Annotated in this window: 14 protein-coding genes, 1 pseudogene and 1 riboswitch; of the genes and pseudogenes, 8 read left to right on the forward strand and 7 right to left on the reverse strand. The window is 43.2% G+C overall.

What is annotated here, in order from left to right:
• The first annotated feature begins 165 nt into the window (after positions 1-165).
• Entirely contained in the window at positions 166-11,508 is an 11,343-nt protein-coding gene (locus DPF93_RS00645; protein ID WP_114764286.1) for a retention module-containing protein, read from the forward strand.
• A 55-nt stretch (positions 11,509-11,563) separates the two neighbouring features.
• On the opposite strand, the gene DPF93_RS00650 is transcribed toward DPF93_RS00645, so the two are convergent.
• On the reverse strand, positions 11,564-12,592 hold the full coding sequence (locus DPF93_RS00650) for a metal-dependent hydrolase (RefSeq protein ID WP_114764287.1): 1,029 nt from the start codon (positions 12,590-12,592) through the stop codon (positions 11,564-11,566).
• Between the two features lie 361 nt (positions 12,593-12,953).
• On the opposite strand from DPF93_RS00650, the pseudogene DPF93_RS00655 reads away from it, so the two are divergent.
• Positions 12,954-15,065, forward strand: a pseudogene (locus DPF93_RS00655) (methyl-accepting chemotaxis protein).
• A gap of 66 nt (positions 15,066-15,131) precedes the next feature.
• Here DPF93_RS00655 and DPF93_RS00660 read toward each other — a convergent pair.
• A complete protein-coding gene (locus DPF93_RS00660) occupies positions 15,132-15,650 on the reverse strand; it encodes a lactoylglutathione lyase family protein (protein WP_114764288.1) in 519 nt (172 codons plus the stop codon).
• Positions 15,651-16,101: 451 nt separating this feature from the next.
• Here DPF93_RS00660 and DPF93_RS00665 point away from each other — a divergent pair, with 451 nt between their 5' ends.
• From DPF93_RS00665 to DPF93_RS00675, 3 genes are all read left to right on the forward strand, one after another.
• Positions 16,102-16,836 (forward strand): hypothetical protein, encoded by a 735-nt coding sequence (locus tag DPF93_RS00665; protein WP_114764289.1) that lies wholly within the window; start codon positions 16,102-16,104, stop codon positions 16,834-16,836.
• Positions 16,837-17,214: 378 nt separating this feature from the next.
• On the forward strand, positions 17,215-17,808 hold the full coding sequence (locus tag DPF93_RS00670; protein WP_114764290.1) for a hypothetical protein: 594 nt from the start codon (positions 17,215-17,217) through the stop codon (positions 17,806-17,808).
• A 112-nt stretch (positions 17,809-17,920) separates the two neighbouring features.
• The gene (locus tag DPF93_RS00675) at positions 17,921-18,388 is read left to right on the forward strand and encodes an ASCH domain-containing protein (RefSeq protein WP_114764291.1); all 468 of its coding nucleotides are present in this window, start codon (positions 17,921-17,923) and stop codon (positions 18,386-18,388) included.
• Positions 18,389-18,488: 100 nt separating this feature from the next.
• Here DPF93_RS00675 and DPF93_RS00680 read toward each other — a convergent pair whose 3' ends face one another.
• Entirely contained in the window at positions 18,489-19,979 is a 1,491-nt protein-coding gene (locus tag DPF93_RS00680; protein ID WP_114764292.1) for a carboxypeptidase M32, read from the reverse strand.
• A 124-nt stretch (positions 19,980-20,103) separates the two neighbouring features.
• On the opposite strand from DPF93_RS00680, the gene DPF93_RS00685 reads away from it, so the two are divergent.
• The gene (locus DPF93_RS00685; RefSeq protein ID WP_114764293.1) at positions 20,104-20,733 is read left to right on the forward strand and encodes a LysE family translocator; all 630 of its coding nucleotides are present in this window, start codon (positions 20,104-20,106) and stop codon (positions 20,731-20,733) included.
• Positions 20,734-20,814: 81 nt separating this feature from the next.
• On the opposite strand, the gene DPF93_RS00690 is transcribed toward DPF93_RS00685, so the two are convergent.
• Both DPF93_RS00690 and DPF93_RS00695 read right to left on the reverse strand, forming a co-directional pair.
• Positions 20,815-22,185, reverse strand: a complete 1,371-nt coding sequence (locus tag DPF93_RS00690; RefSeq protein WP_114764294.1) for an alanine/glycine:cation symporter family protein — start codon at positions 22,183-22,185, stop codon at positions 20,815-20,817.
• Between the two features lie 118 nt (positions 22,186-22,303).
• Positions 22,304-22,401: riboswitch (glycine riboswitch) on the reverse strand.
• A 332-nt stretch (positions 22,402-22,733) separates the two neighbouring features.
• Positions 22,734-23,072: a 50S ribosome-binding protein YggL gene (locus tag DPF93_RS00695; RefSeq protein ID WP_114764295.1), complete on the reverse strand. Its 339-nt coding sequence runs from the start codon at positions 23,070-23,072 to the stop codon at positions 22,734-22,736.
• Positions 23,073-23,321: 249 nt separating this feature from the next.
• Between DPF93_RS00695 and DPF93_RS21225 the strand changes: the two genes are divergently transcribed.
• On the forward strand, positions 23,322-23,480 hold the full coding sequence (locus tag DPF93_RS21225; RefSeq protein WP_164675278.1) for a hypothetical protein: 159 nt from the start codon (positions 23,322-23,324) through the stop codon (positions 23,478-23,480).
• Positions 23,481-23,498: 18 nt separating this feature from the next.
• On the forward strand, positions 23,499-24,239 hold the full coding sequence (locus tag DPF93_RS00700; protein ID WP_114764296.1) for a chromosome partitioning protein ParA: 741 nt from the start codon (positions 23,499-23,501) through the stop codon (positions 24,237-24,239).
• A 69-nt stretch (positions 24,240-24,308) separates the two neighbouring features.
• On the opposite strand, the gene DPF93_RS00705 is transcribed toward DPF93_RS00700, so the two are convergent.
• Complete coding sequence (locus tag DPF93_RS00705; RefSeq protein ID WP_114764297.1) at positions 24,309-24,854, reverse strand: hypothetical protein; 546 nt, start codon at positions 24,852-24,854, stop codon at positions 24,309-24,311.
• Between the two features lie 171 nt (positions 24,855-25,025).
• Complete coding sequence (locus DPF93_RS00710) at positions 25,026-25,523, reverse strand: response regulator (protein WP_114764298.1); 498 nt, start codon at positions 25,521-25,523, stop codon at positions 25,026-25,028.

Raw genomic sequence — 25,523 nt, forward strand, 5'->3', positions numbered from 1 at the left:
TGTAAGCCTGAATAACCACAGTTTGACTAGTGTTGATATATTGACGTTACGAAAGTCACAAAATTGACCATGACCAATATAAGTATTTATAAATCCAGCCTATCATTCGAAATGTAAATATAAGAAACAATTACATAACAAAAGTTTGGCTAGGGACTCTCAAACATGAACGATAAAACCATTTCTGAACCGGGAACGATCACAAGCGTAACTGGAGAAGCCGTCGTCGCACGAAACGGTGAGAAACCGATAAAAGCAGAAGCTGGTTTGCCGTTGCAAGCTAACGATCTGTTGTTTATACCGGCAGGCGCAGAAATGGCGGTGTCGTTAAACGATCAAATCATTGCAGTTAACGAAAACTGTGTCGGTTGTATAGATGTGCCATTTGATGGTTCTCCAAATTTAGCGGTTGCGCAATTGAGTGCTGAATTGGAATTTAGCAACGACCCAAGCGACGACATACTGGATATTGATGCGATTCAAGCCGCAATTCTAGATGGCGTCGATCCTACCCAGATTTTAGAAGCAACGGCTGCGGGTGCCGGGCCTCAAGGGTCAGCGATTGGAACCACTGCCACGGTAGTGCTTAATCTTGCGGAAACCATTGCTGCAACTCGCTTTGTCACTCAAGGACAAAGTAATGAAGAGCAAGAGTTCGAGTTTTTTAGTGGTTCGCGTGTCTATGATGCTCTAGGTGGACAGGTTATTAATACGACGGTTTCCGAAGGCAATCAAACCGATGGAACCTACCCACAACAAACGGTCACAGAAGCGCGAGTTGTTGCGGCAACATTAAGTTTGCAGCCCGGTTCATTTGCACCTATCGCTTCCAGCCTAAATGCAGTTCTTAATGAACTTAATGCTGAAGTTACTTCTTCAGGAAAACCCGTTGTATTTAGTTATGACAGCAGCACAAATACTATCATTGGTCTGCAAGATGGAGAAACAGTACTCACCATCGATATTGACGCTATTTCATCGGGTAAAGACGTTATTCTGACGTTGACGACTACGCTTGAGAAGCCGATTGATCACGATGTTGAAACAGGAAGCCAAGGACTAGTTCGTTTTAGCGACAACTTGTTGCAAATCGACCTATCCATCCAAGGTGAGGATAGCAACGGCAAGCCATTAAGATCACCAGTTGAGGTGACGGTTTCTATTGTTGATGGAATCAATCAAGCTGCGCTCGAAGTGAAAGAGCAATACACAGAATCAAACAATTTAAGTGCACAAAACCCCTATCAAGTGGAAGGACGCGCGTTTGAAATTGGCTCAGATGCCCTAGAAACGGTTCGCTTTGACAGCAGTGCGCTGGAGCAACTTGATGGGCTGCTGTCAAATAACCAAGAGACTGAAGCTCGTTTATCTGATGATGGCAAAACACTAACCTTATCGATCAAAGGCAGTCCAGGCCAAATTATCCTCGAAGTAACGCTAGACGAAGATGGCACCTACTCGATAACCCAAAACTTGCTTTTGGAGCAGAGCAATTCAGCTGACTCATTGGAATTCGCTTTTCCTGTTACCTCAATTGATTATGACGGCGACGTTGTCACTAATGTAATTAACTATTCAGTACTTGATGGTGACGTACCATCTATTGGGAAGCCTGCCAGTAAAGAAGTTTACGAAAGCAAGTTGGATCAAAATGATAAGCCCATAGTAGGGGGTAAACTAGGGGCGGAGAGCGTCGATAAGGTACAGCACTTTGAAATCGATACCGCTCAGTTTAATGCAATCTACAAAAGCTTGCTTACAAGTGATGGCAAACCAGTGACTTTGTCTGATACCAGTGAGGCAGGCAGCTTTACTCGTTCGTATACAGCCCTAGACAGTGACGGTGAGACGATTTTTACAATTGTTCTTAAGCCTGACGGTAACTATACCTTTGAGCTGCTTCAACCGCTTGATCATCTAGAGCCGCAAACGCCCGACACTTCTGACAACAACTCGTTTGCTCTTGATTTCCCGATTTTTGCAGTTGATACCGATGGTGATAAGTCTGATTCAGATACATCTCTGGATGGCGATCAAGCTACCACGCTAACGATTCAAGTAGTGGATGATGTCTCGACTTTGAAAGATAAAGTGCTATTTGACACCGTTGTTGAGCCAATTGTTGGGCAATCTGCCGATACAACGCCAGTGCAAAATGTCTTCACTGATGTGAGTCAAGATGGCTCGGAAGTTACGCACTTTATCTATGATGGCACCGAGTATCGAATGCCAAGTGATGATGGTAAAGACGCCGATCACCTATATGATTTTGTTTTAACGAATCAGGCAGGGGATGAAATAGGCACGCTTTACGTTAACAAAGATGGTGACATTTCCTTTAAGCCGAATTCCGACGTAGATCACACCGGATTAGCGGAAGATATCCTTACTGCACAACTGGAAATTTTTACCAAAGATGGCGACGGTGATGTTGCCTCCACGGATGTTACCCTAAAGATTAAAGATGGTGATGATATTGGCTTTAATGGTCAATTAGATGTGGCATTTAAAGAAATAAAAGATACTCAGATAATTAACCAAGACGTTAATGGTAAACCGCTTAGTGTCGGCTTAGTGCAGGGCAGCGACAAAATTAAGAGTGTCTATTTTGTAGAAGATACACAAAATTCATCAGCATTGAACAGTATTACGGTTGCAGGTGTTGCTACAAACTCATTTGTTACTGATGACGGCAAGAGTTATATCGTTTACTTGGGTTCTGATCCGACTGATAGTTCTTCTTATGTATTGAAGGCAGAATTTGTCGAGGATGCTCAAGGTCATCGCAATGGCGAATATACTATCACGCAGTATCAGTCATTTGATAACAACAATAATACCGACACAGTTCAGCTCGTTTTCCCCATTGCAGCTATCGACAACGATGGTGATGTAACACCAACTAATATCAATGTGACGATTGCTGATGGAAACAATATTAGCGTCGGCAATGAAAACTCAAGAGTAGAGTTGATTGAAACCGTTAATTTAGATGGTACGGCAGGCAATGCAATAAGCAAATCGACAAGTGTTGAGTTTTCGCAAGAGTCAGATGCGATCCGTTCCGTTAAGTGGGAGGTTTCTACAGAACTAGAAAACGCGTTACGTTCTATTGAAAGCAACGGTCAATCTGTCGAGCTTGAGCTTAGTGATAGTACGATACATGTCTTCACTTACAACGAGAACAACGAAAAGGTTGATGTATTAAAGATTGAACTTAATGCAGATAACAGCGGCAAGTATACCGTGACTCAATATTTGCCAATCGACAATACCAATAGCGATCGTGATGTTCTAGAGCTTTCTTTGATTGCAGAGGATGTCGATGGTGACAAGACATCAGCGACGAGTTCAGTCATCTTAATAGATGGTGCGACCCCAAATATTGAGGGTATCAGCTTCGGACCTATAACAGAAACCGTTGCTATGTCAGCGAGTAATCCATTGGTACAAACTGGCTCAATTGTTATCGCTGATGGTAGCGATGTGGTTACAAATGTTGCCCTTGCTATGGATAACATTGTTTTGCCACAAGGACTCACTAGCGGTGGACAAGAGCTAGTCGCCGTCGTTCAAGACTCTAGTTTCTCTCTCTATTTAAAAGACCCTGCTACAGGAGAGTTAGGTGAAGAAGCTCTAAATATCACGGTTGAAAATGACGGGGAATTAACCGTTAAGCAATATAAGCCAATTGACAATAACTCAGATAGTGATGGTAATGACAATCAAACCACAATTGTTCTTAATGTCGCTGTAACTGATTCTGACAATGACCACGTCGAAAAGCCGATCAACGTAGTACTTAAAGATGGTATTGCCCCTCAAATTAGTATTGGTTCGGTCACGGTAAATGAAGTTGGGCTTGATAGTGATAAAAATAAATCAGAATCCGGTTCTATAGAGATCCAATTTGGAGATAGAACTGACGAGATTGAATCAATACAGGTTGTTCATGAGGACAGTAATGATCCAATCCAAGCGATGAGTAATGGGGCGGAACTGCCTATGCCGTTGAAGTCGGCTGGTCACGAAATTGAGTGGCGAGAGACCGATTCGGGTTATGAAGGTTACATTTCTGATAATGGCGATGAAAAAACGATTATTGCCATTACGATAGATTCAGATCCTGCCAGTAGCGAGTTCGGTAAAATTGATGTTGATTTGCAACAACCTATCGATCACCCAGTGGCGGGGTCAGGCGATCTAGGAAAAGATTGGCTAACCATCAAGTTGCCAATCACTGCTACCGATTATGATGGTGATGTGAGTGAAGTTCAGTACCTCGACATTGAAATTAAAGATACCGTACCGGTACTAAAAGACTTCAACTTTAATAAATTTGAGGGAGACTCAGCCAAAAGAGATATCGTTAACTTCACCAACGGGGATGGGTTAGCAGAATTAAAAATCGAAGTGCCTGACGCTAGTGATAAGTGGGCATTTGGTGAGACAAACACGAGCTTAGTGGATTCGTTAACAATTGATAGTGACGACATAGCGGCAACGGCGAATAAAGGTGTAATATCGTCTCAGATCGTTTGGGATACCAGTAGTGATCCCGCAGTTGCTATCGGCATCTTAGAGCTGATTAAGTGGAATGAGCAGGTGCGGGTCAAGTTTACTGCCGAAGACTTTATCACCCATGATACGGGTCTTTACAATGTAGACTTCAATGTTACAGCCACTGACAAAGATGGTGATACAGATACCAGTTCGATCCAGATTAAGATTAAAGACGCCAAAGCGAATTTGGAGGTTGAGTTACTACCGGTGCTAGAAGATGCCGGACACAGCTTAGTAGTTATTAAAGTCGACTTGGCAGATAAAGATGGTGAAACAGTACAATCACTAAAAATAGGACCAGTTGAGGGAGGGGTGTTCTACTACCTCGACAGTGAAAGCAATAGTTATGTTGAGATTACTCCGAACACGAATGTTCTTGCCGAAAAACTGGACCTTACTCTAGATAGCGACCCAATTCAAATAACTAACATCTACTTTAAGCCTGATGCCGAGTTCTCGACAGATAATACAGGAATTGACGCTGTTGTAACGGTCACGATGAACGGCGAGAATCATACAAAACATGATATCACCGACGCCCTCAATATTGTGGTTCAAGGTGTGGCAGATGACCCAACTAAGGTCGCGGATCCAAAAACGGATGATGATCCAACCAATGATAATGATCCATATTACCGAGATAAAGAATCTGGAGATGAGGATACATTAATCCAACTTAACTTTGCTCACGAAACTCAAGACCAAGCAAAATACACCGACAATGACACCACAGACGACACGCCAGAAACTATCGTTTATACGCTGTCAGTGCCAGATGGACACATCTTAGTCAATGCCAGCGGTGTAGAGTTCAGTAAAGATGCTAACGGTAATTACCTATTTGTAAAAAATAGTGAAATTACCCTATTTGATCCGACAGAAAACCTTGCTGGCATTAATAAGCTTGAGAACTTGTCAGAAGTTTATCTCAAACCAATTGAGGACTTCAGTGGCTCAGTTGAAGTAGATGTGACCGCAACTTCGCATGAACGCTACAGTGATGATACTGCATCGCAATCAAGTTCAATTATTGTTGATGTTGCCCCCATTGTTGATGAGTTTGCGACGGGAAAATTTGAGCTTAACGTTGAGCGTGTACGCGTAAAAGAAGATACCGAGTTTAAGTTACAAAAACATATTAAAGTAAATGAGTTAGGAGATAGTGATAATTCAGAGTCTCGATTTATCTGCTTAAAAGGTTTACCTGACGGGACAATTGTTACTAATATCAATAACCTTGGACATAGCGTCATTATTGTTGATGGCTTGGCGCATCTAATGAATGATGATGGCAGCTATGTAGCAACGCCTTTAGAGTTGTTTAACCCAACCAATGGTCAAATAGATTTGCCAGACGATACTGTTCTGGTGATTGATTACACACTCATTGAAAATGCTCAAACGGGCATTATTCCAGCCCAAGACAGCAACGTTGATTTTGACTTTGACGTAACAGCTATTGTCATTGATGAAGCTAAATATACCGACATTAATGGCGACGAGTCTGCACCCGTATACGATATGAAGGTAGTTGATGGAAAAAGTATTGCCGTCGATATCAAAGGTGTGGCTGATAATCCAAAATTTGAAAAAAGTGATAGTTCTGGGTGGGAAATCATTAAAGGTGACGCAACAGATACAACTTTGATCACGCAGATTAAAACGTCAGTTGAGGAGAATTCAAATGGGGTTCCATTAGATTTTTCAATCATTGGGGGTGAGATTGATCTCACTGATAAGTCAGAGATAATCACTTTAGTAATATATAGCGCTGCTGAAAATAAAGGGGATTACTCCATCGTAGATACTCAAGGTAATGAGTTGAAATTGACTTATGTTGGTATCAAAAATGGTCAAGCCCAATATGAAATTGAACTCGAATATGAGACAAGCCCAGATAGACGACATGAATTCGATCTAAGTGGTATTCAGATTGTTCCTGCTGAGAACAGTACCAAAGATATCCACCTTGTGGCAAAGGTCGTAGTTACCGAAAGTGATGGCAATGAAAAGATCACGGAGACGGATATCACTATTGAAGTCACACCGAAAATCACGGGATTTGAAGAAGATGACGATACTGATGAAGACAATGGTGGAAATCCTGGAGGAGGGACCGGCGGGGGAGGTTCTGGCGGCGGATCTGGCGGTGATGGTTCAGGGGGTTCTGAAGATAAAGAGAACTCCAGGTTTGATGTCAGAACGAACGTACTAGAAGATGATTTAACTAGATTTGAAGATGAGATTTCTATAATAAATTGGTATCCAGATACTCTAGCAGATCAAACGGATAGCTTTGATAGCGAATATATTACAGAGTTTAAACTTCTTGGTGGCGCTGACAGTAGTGTTTCGCTAGAGCTCAAAGTTGTCAATCCTATCATTATTAATGGGGTAACGTATTCGGCGGGTGAAACTTATATATTCGATGGCACTCAATCAATCGCGATTTCAAAAGAAAATGGTCAAGCACTAAGCTCCGATGACTTTATATTAAGTGCGAAAGTTCCGGAAGACTCAAGTGCAGACTTTTCTTTAAATAGTAAGGCTACGGTCAATGAAATCGATGTGGATGACCCTAGCGTTAAAGTGTCAAAGGAATTTGATGGTCAATTGAGTGTTGTTATTAAGCCGGTTGTGGAAGTCGATGGTAAATTGCAAACTAGGGATTATGAGAACAAAATAGTTTTTGATAGAGAAATACAGAAAGTTGATGATACGGCGACCTTCTATATAAATTCTGACTCGCTATCCGATACTTATGGGGCTTCAGATTTTTCATTGAGCTTTAGCGATCTAGACATAGATTCCCAAGGCGAGTTAATTCAAGACGAAATTATCACGCAACTTGTCGTGGATTTTGGATTTGGAGAAAACCTATCAGACGCGGAAATCGATATCCTTGGTAAAATATTGGTTACAGGGGCGATTAACAATGGTGATGGTACTTGGACTGTAGTTGATCAAGCCAAATTTTCGATTAAAGCGCCGAACGGTTTGGATGACCCACTTAATGTAAATATCACTGCTAAGGTGGTCGATTTTGGCGAGGACGGAGGCAATATCGATAATAGCGAGAACGATGAGTCTGAAAAAAGTGTGGTTGTCTTAAAAACGACTTCTTTGATCTTGGAATTTAAAAAATATGTCGAAACTGATGACAAGGCTAGCGCTCCTATAATTGAATCACAGACACCAATAGTATTTGATGAGGATGGTACTTATAATCTATTAGATTATTTACAATCGAGTCTTACTCTCGGAGAACCTAACTCACGAGTTGATAATCAATATATTCTCGTGCTTGATTTGTCAGATTCTTCATTGCCAGTAACTATAACAGCAGCGGATGGTTATCTAAATTTTGTTAATGGTAAACTATCTATTGAGTTGAAGTTTGGTAGTGATGGTAAGTTATTAATGGATGACTCATTATCTGCTATTACACTTCGACCTGACGTAGACTTTTCGGGGAATTTTTCTCTTCCAGTTAGTATAGTTACAACCAACATAAAATCTGGTCATGAGTTAGTGACTGATTTTGGTTTGAATGGAATACAGGTTCAAGTTACCCCGCAGGTCGATGGCGTTAATGCTCAAATGCAAGTTAATGCCGTTGAAGATGTGGCTGGTGGTATTTCAATCGATATCAACCAGCTTGGCTTTAAGGACGAAGACACGGATGCAAACCGTGGTGTTGAGTCGTTTACAGAAGTCACGATTGCCCCTCCTTTAGATGACGAGAGCCAGCCAATTGGTCACCTTGGAAATATTAGTGGTGACTACGCATCGGGTGTGACATTTGTCGATGGTGTGATTCATATCGTAGCGAGTCAATTACCTGATAACGTCACTATCGATGATGTGTTGGCGAGCATTACTTACCACCCGCCAGAGCATTATTCTGGTCAAGTTGAACTCAGTGTTACGGGTAAGGTGGTTGATTCAACAGTTGGTGTTACATCAGAAGCTAGTAGTTTTGAATCCAAAGTTGTGGTGAATATCGCTTCACAAGTCGATGGTGTAGTTGGCAGCACGATTGATCACGACAATGTTGTCGAAGGAATGGCTCCGGGTGACATGAGAGATGAGTTAAATCTCTCTACGCCAGAAGATACGGTGCTTTCTCTATCTAGCTTAAGTTTTGAGTTACAAGATCAAGATGGCTCTGAAGAGTTTGTCTCGTTTAAATTGACGGGTTTACCGGAAGATTTTCTTGTTCAATCTACCTCTCAAAATTTCGCCGTAAGTAACAATGGTGATGGTGAATGGAGCATTAAGATCAAAGGCAGCCTAGATGAAACGGCGACCCTAGATGGAATTAATATCATTCCAGCGGAAGGTTTTAGTGGCACTACAACAATCAACTATATCGTCTTTACTCAAGAGAAAGATACGCAAACACCGATTGGTCAGCAAGGTAGTATCAACTTAACCGTTACGCCGCAAGGCGATATTGTCGATACGCGAATCCCTGAGAGGGCTGGTGGAGTTGAGGGAGGTTATGTAGACATCACTCTCGATGCCCGCATTTTGGATGGCTCGTTATCAATCAATGCGGCAGATGGACACACTGAAAATAGTGCTGAAACAGTACATATCCAAGTGGACAATGTTCCTGAAGGCGTGGAAGTTGCCATCCCTGACCTTGAGGATGATCAATATACTGCGACCAAAACAATGACCGCTACAGGTCAATACACATGGGTAGTGACTACAACAGTTCAAGCCGTTGAATCGATTCGTTTAGATTTGACCGACACGGATTACAACGAAGACTTTTGGCTCGGAGGAGACGCGGATGTGACGGTGACAGTGCGCTCAAATGATAATGGTGCATTGGGTGAATCAGTTGTTCAGCAGACGGTGGGTTTAGATGTTATTCCTATCAATGATAAACCCTTTGTGGTTATTGCTGACACCGCGACGAGAAGTATCGAGGAAGATACGGCAGTCGCGATCACTGATATTACAATATCGGACAAGGATGAAAGTGATAATCCGAATGCTTTGGTTACCGTTACACTGACCACTGCCAATGGTAGTTTAAGCTTTGCGCAAAGCGTACTTGACGGCAGCCTTGTTGCTGTTTTAGCCCAAGGCAATGGCGGGCTTGAATTAACAGGAACTATTGCCCAAATTAATCAATTGCTTAAAGGTGCAGCAGGGGACTTAAATAGTAGCCTGCAATTTAAGCCTGACGATAATTATGTTGGAGAAGCTTCAATTTCCGTTGTGGTGAATGATAACGGTAATAATGGCAATAATGGATTGCTAGATGAGCCATCCATTAGCGATGAATTGACCATAAACATTGATGTCACGGCAGTGAATGATACGCCAACAGTGAGTGCTCCAACAAAGTTTACCATCAACGAAGATCAAGAAGACTTTATCATTACCACTATCAAAGTGGGTGATGTTGATATTCTGCCAGATGGCTCCTCAGAAATAGAAGTGACCCTTGCCACAGTGCTTGGCGCGATTAAGTTTAAGTCACCGAACGATGATGTTGCACAAGCGACAGTTGCCGGCAACGTTGTATTGACAGGAACGCTTGCCGATATCAATGCCATGCTGGCTAATGGCGTTATTTATACGCCAACGGAAAACCAATCAGGGGCAGGTAAAATAACGGTTACGGTCGACGATCTTGGTAACATCGGTACAGGAGATGCCTCACACACCACGGTTCAGGAAATCGATATCACCATCAATGCGGTCAACGATGATCCTAGCGTACCTAAAATTGAAGCTGTTGATATTAATGAAGAGGGCACTTACATCTTTGACCTGCTAAGTGGCGTAAGCGATGTGGAAACTCCGGCAGATGTTGTCGTATCGAGTTTTAGCAGTGACAAGGGTGCAACGCTCTCTATTGTAGACGGAAAACTGACTTATACCGCGGCAGACTACTTTAGTGGCACTGAGACCATCACTTATACCATCAGTGACGGCAACGGCGGTGAAACTACAGAGACAATTACAGTCAATGTGGCACCGATAAGTAATGAGCCGACCTTGCAGGTGGATAAGAACCGTTTCTATGTGGCGATGGATAATAGTGCCACAGTGAGTATCCCACTCTTAGGGTTAGTTCCGGCATTGACTGATAGCAAAGAAACGCTATCTCTGGTCTTTGATAGTGTGCCAGATGGCGCGATCATCAAAGTCGGCGGTGTTGCGGCGACACTTGACAGTAGTAACGGCAAATATATTGTAGAAAATGTGGATACCAGTAACGCCGAGGTATCATTAGAGCTACCAGAAAACTCAGTGCTTGGCTCATTTGATCTAACCGTGACTGCGAAATCAGTCGATGGCAGTGCATTACCTGCATTTTCTACCCCTGTCACGATTACCGTTAATACAGAGTCACCAGAAGACAAAGGGACGATTATCGGTTCTAGCGATGATGACTACCTTTACAATCTGCTCGACGTTGATGACCTTACGCTCTCTGGTGGTAACGGCAACGATATTTTGATTGGCGGCATTAAAGACGATATTTTGCTGGGCGGCGAAGGCAATGATGAACTTATTGCTGGTGCGGGTAATGACGTGCTTGAAGGTGGTTCTGGTGACGACCTACTTATCGGTGGGCTAGGAAATGATATTCTGACTGGCGGCTCAGGTAGCGATACCTTTAAATGGAACGCTGAAGATGTGAGTGATGTAAAAGGGAAGCCATCGATAGATAAAGTGTTAGACTTTGATGCCTCGGAAGACATTCTTGATCTAAGTGAAATCTTTGATGATCAAATCACGATGGATGACATATTAGCGAACGTCAGAGGTGACAATATCAACATTGATATTAGAGATGACAATGAGAATGTGGTGCAAACCATTGTATTGGAGAGCCCCAATGGCATTGATAGCGGTAGCAATAGTTTGTTGCAAGATTTAGTTGATTCGCAACTTATCAAGCTGCAAAGCGAATAACCTCTTAGCTACCTAGGTAAAAAGCCAGCGGTGCAAACACACCACTGGCTTTTCTTTATTCTGAAGCGCTAAGCGTTAATCTTTGCAGGTTAGCATCAATGCTCTGATCGCCTTTTAATCGCTCCCACAGCGTGCTGAGTTGTTCAAGTTCTCGCTCAGTGGGATGGCGAGTCGGCGCGTTAAGTAGCTGCCAGTTACCTGATTGGTCTTTTTCAGCAAAGACAAACTGGAAAGCAAGATTGTCCGCCATGCCTAAACGTAGATCGGTGACGATCAACGCGTCACCTTCTTCACGGTAGTTGAGAAAATCATGTGAAAAGGCTTTAAGCCCAACAAGCGTTTGCGGCTCTTTATCTAACGGCCATTGCCCCAAAGGATGTGAGATAAAATCAATGCGCTCATCTTTATCGAGAAGTGAAGCTAATCCTTCCCAATACTTGCCGTCATCTAACACAACCACTCGCCATAAAACAGTATTAAATGGGCTAGGCATTACGATCACACGATCGGTTGGTAAGTTCTGCGCGATTAAGTTTTGTTCGGTGCGATCGGTAATGCTTTGCTGCGCCGCATAGCCCCATACTAGGTAGAGCGTTGAAAGCAAAACCACAGCTTGGCACCATCTTCCACCACGGCTTTTGCTAAATAGAGCAACCACAATCGCGATTAATAAAGGCAGAGTATAAAGCGGGTCGATAATAAAGATGTTACGTACTTCAAAGTAGCCCGTTATTGGCCACAGCAGTTGCGTGCCGTAAGTTGTCATCGCATCTAGCAGAGGGTGGGTAACAAGGACAACTGTCGTTAGAAGTGCAACGCGCCCAAAACTCCAAAAACTATCAGGTCGCAAGCGAGCATAAATCCAAGAAATCAGCAGTGCAAAAGGGGGAAGCAAAAGAAGCGAGTGGCTAAACCCACGGTGTTTGATTGTGTTACTCACCGCATCGCCATAATCGAGTATTACATCAAGGTCGGGTAATGTGCCAAGTGCGGCACCAACTAATAAAACTTTTGCATTGCAGCGTTTTCCTGCAATCGCACCAGCAAGAGTTGCGCCTAGCGCAGCTTGAGTGATCGAATCCATCAGTGGCTATCTCGTATTCCTAGATTATCTTTAGATCGCTTGTTAAACATAGCGTCACAAAATAAAGGGAATGCGACATCTAAGTCAATCCAAGTAGGAACTAAGTTAAAAACATTTACTTGTTTTTACGTTTCTTTTTGGCAAGAAGTATCAAGAGCAAACATCAGCCCAAACAGAATGCATTTCTCCTTTTTGGTGCTCTCGCTGCACGTTATTGGTGCGCATGAGCTGCGTGTTTTCTGATTAGTTGGTCGAATAATAAAGTAAAAGCTCGATAGCGCTGAGTCGATGACAGCAATTTTTAAATTGGTACGTAAATTGCCTTTTATATCAACATAATAATAAGTTAGAAGGATTGAAAATGGAGTTGACATCTCAAGAAAAGCGGTGGTTACCATGGTTTGGTAGTACGGGGAAATTAGCGATGCGTGCGGCGTGTTTTGCTAATCGACGCCGAATAAGAGAGCTAGAGCTAACGTTTGAAAGTATTGCGCAAACTCGAGTGAAACTGTTGGATACATGGACGCGTAACCAATGGCAGTTTCTCCAAGATGCTGCATTTTATTTATCGTCTAAGTCGGAAACTGAGCGTGTTGAATCGTTAAATCTACTGTTGCAACGAGGAGAAGATTTTACAGAACTCTTTTTGGTTGAAACGTCAGGTACTATTGTAAGTTCGACTAGCCAAGAGCAGGTTGGGCGACCTGTTTTCTCAGAGAAATCGCTCAAAATGGCGCAGTCAAAGCCGTTTCTTCATGGACCATATATCGACAACAAGACTCTAGAGCTGGGGGCTTCTTCCTCAAAATTTCATGATGCTGTGACTCTTATGTTTTACCAACCAATTGATGCTGGGTCTAAAGAGACATTAGTGCTATGTGGTCGGGTGCCAAACGATGTGCTGGGGGATTTAATACAAAGAGAAGCGGGACACATTTACAGTGAGTCTGGAGATAACTACCTATTTATGGTGGAGTCGAACTTTGATCCTTCGATATCTCAAGGTGTGGCGCTATCACGCTCCCGCTTTGAAGACAGCACGTTTTCTCATGGAGAGAATTTGAAGCAGGGAATATCGACTGATTGGGGAACGGTAAAAATCCGCAATCACACGGAGTTTGAAGTGTTGTTTAATGATCCAGCGACCAATCAACTTCACCCGGGCGTTAGAGAAACGATAAAAAATGGCAGTAATATCTTTGTTGATTACCCCGGCTACTCCGATTATCGACACATTCCGGTAATAGGCAAAGGTGTAACCTTTCAACTTCCCGGTTCGATAGATCGCTGGGGCATGATGTGTGAATCAGATCTGGAAGAAGTTCATAGACATCGTTCATTGGTTGGTCGGTTGACGAATCGCTTTATGGCGTCTGCGTTGATGGTGGCATCGCTGCCTTTAGCACTTCAGTATTTTCTAGAACTCAGCGCGTTTACTAGTGCTGGCATTTCGTTGCTATTTGCTTTTTTAATCACTTACTTCTTTCGCCAAGTCACAGCCAAACCGTTATCTCGCAGCTTAGAGCAGATGACTGGGGTGATGAAAGTATTGGCAGAAGGCGATGGAAATCTAAAGCAACGGCTCGATGCATCAAAGTTTATCGCTGATGAAACGGGGGATTTGGGGCGCTGGACCAACAGTTTTATAGACAATTTAGAAACGGTGGTGTCAGAGTTAGTATTCGCCAGCCGAGAAGTGAATAAAGTGTCTGAATCAATGTTCAGATGCAGTCAACGCCTATCTCAATCTAGCCAAGATACTTCATAGTCGATAGCAAAGTTGATTGGGCTTTCAGACAAGCAAGTCGGCGAAATCCAGCTAGCTAACGACAATGCTCATGAAATGCCCCATTTAATGAAGCAGTCTGTGAGTCAGGCCAGAGAGGAGTACGAAAATGCCAGAAACAGTGCCGAGACTATCAAAGAAACGGTTCAAGCATCTGCCGAAACGGTGAATGACATCAACGGAGAAATGGCAAAAATAAGCAGCATTGCCACGCTTATCACTGATATTACTGCGCAAACCAATTTGCTTGCGTTAAATGCCGCGATTGAAGCTGCAAGGGCTGGCGAACACGGGCGAGGCTTTTCCGTGGTAGCGGATGAAGTAAGAACGCTAGCCGATAAGACAGCGCAAGCGGCTCAAAATATCGGTCAGCTTATGGATCAGTTACAACAACAATCTCAACGCGCAGTGGCTACAATGCAAACAGGCATAGAGAATGTTGAGAGCAATGTTTATATCACGGATAGCTCTAAACAGAGTGAGCAGTTGCAGCAGTCAGTTAATTCACTGTTTGATGCGATTTCAGGTTTAGCAGGCATGAGTAGTACAAACTCAAGAACGGCTGAGCTGGCGGCAGAATCCACAAGTTCACTTCAGTATCAATCTAAGCAGTTAGCGCGCAGAACGTCATTGATGCAAAGTTCGATAGCTCGACTGGATCAGCTTGTCGGGCGTTTTGAAGTCTAGAAAACGCTTCATATTATTTTATCAAACTAAAGCCCCTGTTTAGGGGCTTGTTCTATCGGAGAGAGGTTAGTACGCGCCGGCAGAATAGTGCAGCTCATAGCTGTGGCTATAGATTTCTAGAATGTTACCAAAAGGGTCTTCCATATAGATCATGCGATAAGGTTTCTCTCCTGGGTAATAGTAGCGCGGCGCTTTCATACGCTTTTTACCACCTGCGGCAACAATCTTTTCGGCTAGCCCCTCTACATCAGGGTCTTGTACGCAAAAATGGAAAATACCCGTTTTCCAATATTCAAAATTATCTTCGGGGTTTTCTTGATCTTTAAACTCGAAGATCTCCACGCCGACACGATCACCAGTAGATAAATGAGCAATTCTGAACCGTTCCCATCCAGCGCCAAATACGTCGGTACACATTTCACCGATCGCTGAGTTGTCTTCAAGAATCTCGGTAGGTTTCATAATGAGATACCAACCAAGCACCTCTGTGTAAAACCTTACTGCTGCATCTAAGTCAGGGACGGAAATGCCGATATGGCTAAAAGAACGCGGATAGGTATGGTTGGTGTTCGGTGGTGTGATCATCGTTGATATCTCCATGCGTTTGATAGGAAGTAATCCATGCACAAAGAATAGACTACCGTTTAACTCATTCTTACTTTTATATGCCTCATGCTATTTAAGTAATTGAAAAGTTTTGCGTATATTCGAATGCTAGTTTTTATATGAGAACTCTATAAATCGCTGTTCTCGTTTTTACTCCTAGGCATTAGTCACAAAGTGTAGAGTACAGAGGTGCAACGTGTTGATTATCAAAATCTATTGCGGGAAAATTGTTCGATAAGTTAGTAAAGGCTGAGGTGCTTTATCGAGAATTCAGCCTAATACGCTGTTAGTTGTCAATGAGAGTTAGGGTTTAACTAACTTTTTAAATGTACTCACATTAATTAATTTGAGTGATGTGCTTAAGAAATAAATAAGCATAAAGCTATGATATTGTCATTTAAACAAAAATTTCAATGAAGGAGCTAAATGAATGAGCTTACTAAGTGGTGCTATTAAAGGGGTTGGTTTTGTAGTGGCAGTTGGAACCGTAGGTGGTGTAATGAAGTTAGCATTCGACACGGGTCAAGATACTATGAAGGAGTTTTACTCGCCACAAGTTGCACAGCTTGAAGTGTTGCAGAAGGAGGTGGCAGCCTTAAAAAACGAGAGCTCTCAGTTACGCGCTAAGAATGAATCTTTAATGTTTACATTAGAAAAAATAGAAGAAGATAACCAATTGGCAAAAGGGCTTCTGAACGCAGAAAGAGAAAGAGTGCTGGAGTTAACGCGTGAAAATGAAGCGCGGAAAGCTCGCCTAGAGTTAAATAAAAGTTTCGAAAAACTAGAAGCAAAGGAATACAAAGGCGTTGCATTCAGTGTAAAAGACTGCGAGAAAAATGGTTCACGAATTGACTGTAACGTTATAATGAGATCTGTCGAAGGTGATAGAACTGTTCATGTCAGACCACAAACCGAAATCTTCGACGACTTCGGAAACAATGCTAGGGTAAAATCATATGTTGCAAGCAACGGAAAAGTGATCTCACCAGACGGCTACTGCTCCATCAAGTTTCCGCTTATTGAAGGTGTAAACACCCAATTCAAATATTCTTTCGCCTCTCCAAGCAATGATATAACTGGGGTGTCTGCTCTTAAAATTGCTGTTGGAAGTGGCTGCATGAGTCCAGACGCTATCATGACATTTAAGTCTATTTCGTTAAACTAAGTACTTAGTCTTTTTACATGAACTAGATGCCTCCATCAGTTTTCTTTCGAATAGTCGTTTGATATGGAGGCTTCTGTCAGTTGTGTAATATTCTGGAATTTATGATGTCATATTTTTGTTTCGGCGCTTTGCGTAAAGTGCTGAAGTAACGGATATTATCGAAATAATGGGCACATTTAAATAGGATGTACAAGCAAGCATTGCGGACCGACAACTAACAAAGCAATCAAGGTGACCCATTACACTCGGCGGTTTTGGTATGGAGTTCGGTGCGCTTTGTTGGTTAAGTGTGGGGCACCTTATTGCAGGCGTTATGTGCTAAGGCACGGATATACAATCAGGAATTTTATAATGACCAAGAAAAACAAGGAGTAGTAAATGGTTAGAACATTAGCAGCTGCATCAGTTATTTTATTAGTTGGCTGTGCGAGCCAACGTCCAGATCTTTCACTGGAAGAGTGGAAACTAAGGGAATATAAGAACCACAATAAAGAGGAAATAATCGCAGCTGCACGAGAAGTTATTCGCCTTTCAGATCCAAGCGATGTCAACTTTGAAAATACAAGGGATGGATTTAATGCAACAAGAACATCACTTGGTTATTACGTAGTAGCAAATGAAATTGATGCATACGCATTTAATTTTGTCGTTCAAGAAAAAGATGGTGTTACAAGATCTAGATTGGAAATAGAAGAAACAGAGATAAATCAAAGTCTTCTAACTTTGGGGTTGCCAGTCGGTAAAAATGGAAAGCCAGACTACCCTTATGTATATGATCTATTCTACGCTCGTATGGCATATTTACTCGGTGATAAAGATGAGTGGCATAGATGTGATGATGCTGTGAGTCGTGTTTCCGCTAGATACGGTTTACCTAATGACGCTAGAAAGCTCGGAATGGCATCTATATGTGGAAAGTTTTCTGATGACAATATTCCTAACTCGGCATCTAAAAAAGTTGATCTGTTCTAGTAAAAGCACATACAAACTGTTCAACAGCAAGTTTTAACGCTTGTCAGCGTGGTTCGCAGGGTAGTACTACCGCATTATTTAGTGTGGTATTGAAATGAATGGAGAAGTTATCATGGATACGAGGTATGAGGCGTATTTTCAAGCCTACCTAAGTACACTACCTAAGACTCAATTGGAGCTGGTGAAAGGCGTTGAAACGACATACTTTTGTGACGATGAATACAATACCAATGAGTGTGCTCGGCTTGTCTCGATTGGTCAAAAACGCGCAACTTGCAGCGTTAAAGAAGCATACCGAATTGAAGGTGAAGAATTCCCCCAAGTAGGTCTGCACCAAATTGTCTTAGACTGGGATAAAAATCCCGTTTGTATCGTCAAAATAACTCAAGTGGAGTTTTGTCCGTTTGGTGAAGTGAGCCGAGAGTTCGCTGAATCAGAAGGTGAGGGGGACGGTACTTATGAGTGGTGGTATAGCGCTCACAAAGATTTCTTCACTAAAGACTGCGAATCGGCCTACGGCATTGAATTTAACGACTCGACAGAGTTGGTACTAGTAACCTTCGAGTTGGTTTATAAGTAGTATTTAGCCTGAGCCCAAGGTTTCACCTACCTTGCTAATACCAGATAAAAATTGCCTGAAAGTATTTATCAATCAGGCAATTTATTTTCAAGCTTTCCGCCTACGCGTTATTTAAATAACGATTTCTTAAATGCTCTTGGAAGAACTTGGCATTTAACGTTTCACCGGTTGCGCCTTTAACCAATTCATTAGTGGTGAGAAGGCTGCCTTTGCTCCAGATGTTTTCTGACAGCCATGCAAAGATTGGTGAGAGATCGCCTGAGCGGATCGCGCTATCTACATCTACCGTTGCTTTCATTGCTGCCATAAATTGCGCAGCATACATAGCGCCTAATGTGTAGCTAGGGAAGTAACCAAATGCGCCGTCTGTCCAGTGAATATCTTGCATACAACCATTGGTGTAGTTACCTTCGGTCGATAAGCCAAGGTATTGCTGCATTTTTAGGTTCCAAAGTTCTGGTACATCAGTGTGCTTGATGTTGCCATTTATCAGATCGCGCTCAATCTCGTAGCGCAAAATAACGTGGGCAGGGTAGGTAAGCTCATCGGCATCAACGCGGATAAAATCTTTTTTCACTCGGGTGTAGAGCTTTTGGAAGTTGTGCTGAGAGAAAAGCTCGGGGTTTGCGCCACTAAAGTGCTTGCCGGCTAGGTTAGCAAGATGGGCGATAAAGGCATCGCTACGACCGACCTGCATTTCAAAAAATAGCGATTGTGATTCGTGAATACCCATTGAGCGCGCTTCACCTGCTGGTGTGCCAGCAAGGGATTTCGGTAAGCCTTGCTCGTAGCGAGCGTGGCCTGTTTCATGCACGATGCCCATCAGTGATTGGACAAATTCATTTTCGTTATATCGAGTCGTGATACGCACATCGCTTGGTACGCCGCCACAAAATGGATGAACACTTTCATCCAGTCGACCGTGTTCAAAATCAAACTGCAGCAGTTGCATCACTTCCAAGCCAAGCGCTTTTTGTTTTTCAGTGGCAAACTGTCCGCTTGGTTCAATGAAGGATTCAGATTTTTGCTTGTCGATCACTTGGTCAATCATCTCAGGTAGCCAAGTCTTTACATCGGCAAACAAGGTATCTAATGATGCAGAGGAAGTTCCCGGCTCGTAGATGTCGAGCATGGCATCATAAGGCGAAAGGTTGTTTGTTTCTGCGCGCAGTTGCGCTTCCTCTTGAGAGAGCTTAACCACTTCGGCCCAGTTTTTCTCAAAGCCTTGCCAGTCATTTTCTTTGCGTTGTGAGCGCCATGCGTGCTCACATTTAGAGCCAGCTAGTGATTTGGCTTGCACGAGATCTTCAGGCAGTAAGTTTGCTTGTTGCCATTGTCGTTTTAGTTCACGTAGCCCAGCGCTTTGCTCGGCAGTTAACGTCTCTTGCTCAGCTTGGGCAAACCAATCGGCTAGTTGCGGTTGGGTGTGCAGCGAATGAATATGAACAGAAAGCTCAGCCATGGCTTCAGAGCGGGCTTGATTACCGCCGCTTGGCATCATGGAGGCTTGATCCCAGCCACAAATAGCAGCGAGGTGATTAAAGTGGGCAATTTTCTTTGAGTGGGAAACCAGTTTTTCGAATGCGCTCATCCAAGTCAGCCTTCTGATAATGTTAGGAAAGATCAGTCTAGCAATAGCGACGAGGAAGATAAATTGTTTGTTGCAATATCGACTTGGCGGTATAAAGAAAGAACAACTACAAGGACGCAGCAGTATGATTGTCAATTTTGAAGCATTTTTAATCGCGATTACTATTTTAACTTTAACCCCGGGGGTGGATACCGCGTTGGTGATCCGCAACTCATCGCGAGGTGGTGTCGTGGATGGCGCGACAACCAGTTTAGGTATTTGTTTAGGGCTATTTGTTCACGCAACGTTTTCTGCCGTGGGCATTTCTGCGCTGTTGGCACAATCTGCGCAGCTATTTGCGGCAGTGAAAATGGTTGGTGCGGCGTATCTGATCTGGCTTGGTTTTTCTAGCTTACGTGCGCTAATGAAAGGGCAGGCGATGCCCTCAGAGCTTACTTTAAATCAGCAAAGTTTGAATTTAAAACGTTCGCTACGTGAAGGCTTTCTCTCCAACGTGTTGAACCCGAAAACTGCGGTGTTCTATCTTGCCTTTTTGCCGCAGTTTATTAACCCAGAAGGTTCGGCGTTTGCCCAATCACTACTAATGGCAGCAATCCATTTTGTTATTGCGATGGTTTGGCAGTGCGGCTTAGCTGGGGCATTAGATACTGCCAAAGGCTTACTGAAAAGTAGCCGTTTTATGACTTGGATGGAAGCGACAACTGGCGTTGTGCTGGTGGCTTTAGGCGTTAAGCTTTTGTTGGATGACAAATAGCGCAGAACTTGATTTGCAAAAAGAGTAGTAATAAAAACGCGGCTTAAGAGCCGCGTTTTTGATCGAGCTTGTTGCTAGCGCTTAGGCTTTAACAGAATTTAGTGCTTCTTCGTTGCGAGCTGAGAAGAATAGTTTAGTTTCTTCAATCACCACTTGGCGCAGAGCAATCAGACCAATAAGGTTTGGAATTGCCATTAAGCCATTAACGATATCTGCAATAATCCAAATCATATCGAGGTGAAGGAAAGCACCTGATGCAACGAGTGCGACAAAGATGATTTTGTATGGCAGTACCGCTTTAGTGCCAAGTAGGAATACCACACAACGTTCACCGTAGTAGTTCCAACCTAAAATGGTGGTAAAAGCAAAGAACATCAAACCAATCGAGATCAGCATTGGACCAAAAGTGTCCATGTTCAAGCCAACTGCAAACGCATGAGTCGTCATTGCAGCGCCTGCGAAATCACTTTGCCATGCGCCAGTAAGGATCAGAGCCAGACCTGTCATGGTACAGATGATGATGGTGTCAATGAATGTACCCGTCATCGAAATCAAACCTTGTTTTACACAAGAGTCAGTTTTCGCTGCCGCTGCTGCCATTGGCGCACTACCAAGACCAGATTCGTTCGAGAACACACCACGCGCAATACCGGATTGGATTGCCAGCATAATGCTTGCACCCAAGAAACCACCCGTTGCTGCTGTTGAGGTAAACGCAGAAGTCAGTACCAGTTCAACCGCAGGCAGCAATTGGTCGGCATTCATGATGATCACGCTCAAACACGCCAACACATAGAATAGCGCCATGGTTGGAACCACTTTACCTGCTACTTTGGCAATAGATTGAATACCACCAAGGGTTACAAATGCCACTAGTAGCGTCAGAATGCTGGCTGCGATTTCACGTGAGATTCCAAACGAGATTTCAGTCGCGTCAAGAATCGCGTTAACTTGTGGGAAAGTACCAATACCAAAGCAAGCCACACCCAGTGCGAAGATGGCAAACATGATCGCGAGTGCTTTAGAGCCGACACCGTATTGCAGGTAGTACATTGGACCACCAACCATTTCACCGTTGTCGTCAATACGGCGATATTTTACTGCCAGAAGACATTCAGCGTATTTGGTTGCCATGCCGAATAGGGCAGCAAGCCACATCCAAAATAGCGCACCAGGACCACCAAGTTTGATGGCAGTCGCAACACCTACGATGTTACCCGTACCGATTGTGGCAGACAGTGCAGTACACAGCGCGGCAAAGCTTGATACATCACCTTGTTTGTCGGAATCCTCTTTACTGAAGATCATTTTAAACGCGGTTGGTAGGTATCTAAATTGCAGTAGACCGAGACGAAAAGTGAAGTATATACCGGTACCAACTAATAAGATCAGTAGTGGTGGACCCCAGACAAAGTCGTCGATAGTTTTTAGTAATGTATGAAGGTTATCCATGGTTTCCCCTTAATTAATAAAGCTTTAAGGAGAAGAGGGAAAGGCATGACAGCCCAATATGAAAAAGGACGATCAATAGATAGAGCACTTAGACGAATCTAAGTGACAGGATGTTTCTTTCCACTCCTCTGTCCTTTTGCCTGAGAGTTTCACTTTGCTTGCGCAAAACTTGCTCCTTCGGCGACCGATTTAACGGTTCTCTCCAGAGGTTCCTCCAACTACAGTCCCCGCTACCTAGGTAGCACCTGAAAGATTTACTTCTTCGGTAGGTTAATCTAACCAAATGTTAAAATTTGGTTAATAACCACTCTCCTGCAGTCTTCATCGGAACAATTACTCATATAGTGAGTAAATGCTAGTCGTTAGCACTGGTTGCTATCGACAGTGGGACTTTATCACTTTTTTTGAACAATTCAATAGGTTTTTAAGCAGAAAATTAACGAAAACCTTTGCTTGGTTTTAAATCGTGGTTGAGTGGAAGAAAAGTGGAGGTTTAGCAAACAAAAACGCCCCAAGAAGGGGCGTTTGCAGCATAAATATGCGTGTGCTTAGAAGTAGTTAGCGTCTACTAGTTCGCTTGAAATTACTTCAGTTACTTCTTCACGAGCTTCTAGCCAAGCTGTTACTTGCGCCTTTTGCTCTTCTGTTACGTTTACGTAGCGTTTAGATGCGCAGATGAAACCTTCGAATAGCTCAAGACCGCCGCCGCCAAAGCATAGACCTAGGCTGTCGATGTAGTCGATGAACTCGTCAACGAATACGTCGTAACGGTCGAAGTCTGCAATGTTAGTTTTGCAGCTTACTTCGAAACCTAGCATCGCAAACTCGCCAAGGTACATTTTCTTTAAGATACGACGTTTTTTGTTTTCTTGTTTAAATGGTTTCATGATTCTGCCTCGAATAATTAGGACAACCTGTTTATACAGTAAATATTGTCATCACCCAAATATAATACCAATAATTTGATTTGATCGTGTGGATCTTAAGCAATCGCCCAGCCTAATTGTTGAGTGCGCTATATTTAAGCGGAGAAAACTACCTTGCTCTGACCTTTTATGGCAAAAAAATGGTATAAAAGAGATGTTTAGAATCCAGAACTAATGGTGCCTAGCGCAGAGTCTAGCTAAGGAGAAGTTATGACAAGATTGATTGCGATTGTATTTCTTATTGCTCTTGCATTTGTGCTGGTTCGTTACCGAACCAACGAAAAGCTGCAAAAGTATGTCGTGATTACTTTGCTCTCCGGCTTTTTAGTCTACACTGCCAGCATCATGGTTACCGAACTTATGCGTTAGCTGTCTTAGGAGCCAACAGTGAACAAATCGCCCGATTTAGATAACAGCGAAGATGATGTAGTAGTAATTGAGGAGCGCGATAAACGCAGCTACCTCTATATCGCTATTGCTGGTGTTTTAGGTCTTGCTCTTGGGGGGCTGGTTGGCTCGTCAGTTACCGCAAACAAATGGCAAGCGACTTATATCGAGTTGCAACAACAGTATCAAGCCACTCAACAAGAGCAGAAGCAATTAGTTACTAAGGTTGAAGAGCGCGTTGCCAACGTAGATTACGAAGTTGAGCAAAAGCTGGAAGCGAAATTGGCGCAAGTGCAACAAAACCATCAAGCAGAGTTGCAAGCGTTGAATGAGCAGATAGGGCAGTTAACCGACAAGAATAAGCAATTGGCTAGTCAGATTGAGTCACAGCAAAGTGAGTTGTCGCAAGCGGCACAAGCCAATACTCAGTTAAATCGACAAGCAGATATGCAGGTTTCGCTATTGGAGCGTTCGCGCGAGCTATTCCAGCACGAGCTTAAGGTTAAACAAGAGCTTGAACAACTGAACAAAGAGCTAAATGGACTAGAGCCAAAGCTTAAGGCGCTTAAAAAAGAGTGTGACGCTTATTTAGACGGCACATCTTGGGATGCGAAATCTGATGCGTGTGATAGACAAGATGAAGCCAACTCACGTGTTAGCCAAATCAATCAAATGATCCGCGTGCATGAGATGGATCTTGAGCAGATAAAGGTAATATCAGAGCAACTTGGGCTCGAATAGCCAAAGATTTTATGCAAACAAAAATCCCGGCAGTGCCGGGATTTTTTATGTCTGTTAGCTGAGTTTCAATTAGAACTTGAAACGAGCACTGAACATTAGTTGGTCGCCGTAGAACTCGTTAAAGCGAGCTTCACCGCCTAGAGAGAATAGTTCAGTTGCGTGGAAGCGAGCGTATGCAGATGCAATCCAATCTTCGTTATCATCGATTGAAACGTAGCCGCCTTTACCGCCTACTTCTAGTTGTGGACCAAGCCATTGGCGAACGCCAAGGTTTAGTTCCATACCAGTTTCAGTACCGATGTTGTCAGCGTCAACCATGCGGAATAGGATTTCACCCGTTAGGTCAGCCCAGTTGTTGATTGGTGCGTGGAAACCAACACCTGCTGCTGAATCAAAATCGCCTTCAAATTCTGAGTCGATGCGAGCTACCGCGTGTGCATTAGGGTGGATTGATTTGCTCATACCCGCACCGAACGTACCAGGGCTAGCACCAATACGTGCTTCAAGATAATCGTAGCTAAAGTTACTCATAACGGTTGGACTGTTTGGATCAGTCATTGCAAAAGATTGACCAGATACAAGCACTAGCGCTGCAGCTAAGATTGTTTTACGCATAAGGAAAAGAACCTTTAAGTTATTTAGTCTGTATTTTGGCGACATTAAGCCGGGTTACCTAGTGCATATTACTGATACTTGCCCAGTATCACTAGGTAAAAATGTCATTGTTTTGTCGATAGTTTTATTTTAAGCAATTTACATGCCTAAGCCTACGCTCAAACTGTGCGTTTATTCACCAAAACTGATGCGATTTTCCGCAATAGCATTGAAAATCTTTTCCGTATCGAGCACTTGAGCCCACGGCATGAGTTCTGGCTCATGTTCAATCATGTATTGTGTGAGCAAATCTTTGACGGTGGCACGAATTTGTTCCCCTTGCCACGGCTTTGATAGATAAAAATCGAGGCTAGCGTGGTTAATCGCTTCTACGGTATCTTCGAGCCCCGCTTGACCGGTCAACAGCAACTTCTTAGCCTTGGCGGTTTGTTTATCTTCGTGAAGCTCAATCAGAAAACTGATGCCCGTTTGTTCAGGCATAATATGGTCACACAAAATAAGCGCGAGTGGGATATCATCCTGCGCCGCTTCAGCGATGATCTCTTTCGCCTCAGCGACAGACTCAGCACCCTCTAACACAAAATGTTCTTCAAAACAGTCGAGGTCTTGAATAACGCTGTCTAATACTTCACGTTCGTCGTCTACACATAAAATGAGGTACTTATTCAT

Origin of the sequence: Vibrio rhodolitus (genome assembly GCF_003350325.1) — a bacterium.
GTDB classification, from domain to species: domain Bacteria; phylum Pseudomonadota; class Gammaproteobacteria; order Enterobacterales; family Vibrionaceae; genus Vibrio; species Vibrio rhodolitus.

Bases quoted from the DNA above. Each gene is read 5' to 3' on its own strand.
- DPF93_RS00645 (WP_114764286.1), top strand. From the start codon at position 166: ATGAACGATAAAACCATTTCTGAACCGGGAACGATCACAAGCGTAACT.
- DPF93_RS00650 (WP_114764287.1), bottom strand. From the start codon at position 12,592: ATGGATTCGATCACTCAAGCTGCGCTAGGCGCAACTCTTGCTGGTGCG.
- DPF93_RS00660 (WP_114764288.1), bottom strand. From the start codon at position 15,650: ATGATCACACCACCGAACACCAACCATACCTATCCGCGTTCTTTTAGC.
- DPF93_RS00665 (WP_114764289.1), top strand. From the start codon at position 16,102: ATGAGCTTACTAAGTGGTGCTATTAAAGGGGTTGGTTTTGTAGTGGCA.
- DPF93_RS00670 (WP_114764290.1), top strand. From the start codon at position 17,215: ATGGTTAGAACATTAGCAGCTGCATCAGTTATTTTATTAGTTGGCTGT.
- DPF93_RS00675 (WP_114764291.1), top strand. From the start codon at position 17,921: ATGGATACGAGGTATGAGGCGTATTTTCAAGCCTACCTAAGTACACTA.
- DPF93_RS00680 (WP_114764292.1), bottom strand. From the start codon at position 19,979: ATGAGCGCATTCGAAAAACTGGTTTCCCACTCAAAGAAAATTGCCCAC.
- DPF93_RS00685 (WP_114764293.1), top strand. From the start codon at position 20,104: ATGATTGTCAATTTTGAAGCATTTTTAATCGCGATTACTATTTTAACT.
- DPF93_RS00690 (WP_114764294.1), bottom strand. From the start codon at position 22,185: ATGGATAACCTTCATACATTACTAAAAACTATCGACGACTTTGTCTGG.
- DPF93_RS00695 (WP_114764295.1), bottom strand. From the start codon at position 23,072: ATGAAACCATTTAAACAAGAAAACAAAAAACGTCGTATCTTAAAGAAA.
- DPF93_RS21225 (WP_164675278.1), top strand. From the start codon at position 23,322: ATGACAAGATTGATTGCGATTGTATTTCTTATTGCTCTTGCATTTGTG.
- DPF93_RS00705 (WP_114764297.1), bottom strand. From the start codon at position 24,854: ATGCGTAAAACAATCTTAGCTGCAGCGCTAGTGCTTGTATCTGGTCAA.
- DPF93_RS00710 (WP_114764298.1), bottom strand. From the start codon at position 25,523: ATGAATAAGTACCTCATTTTATGTGTAGACGACGAACGTGAAGTATTA.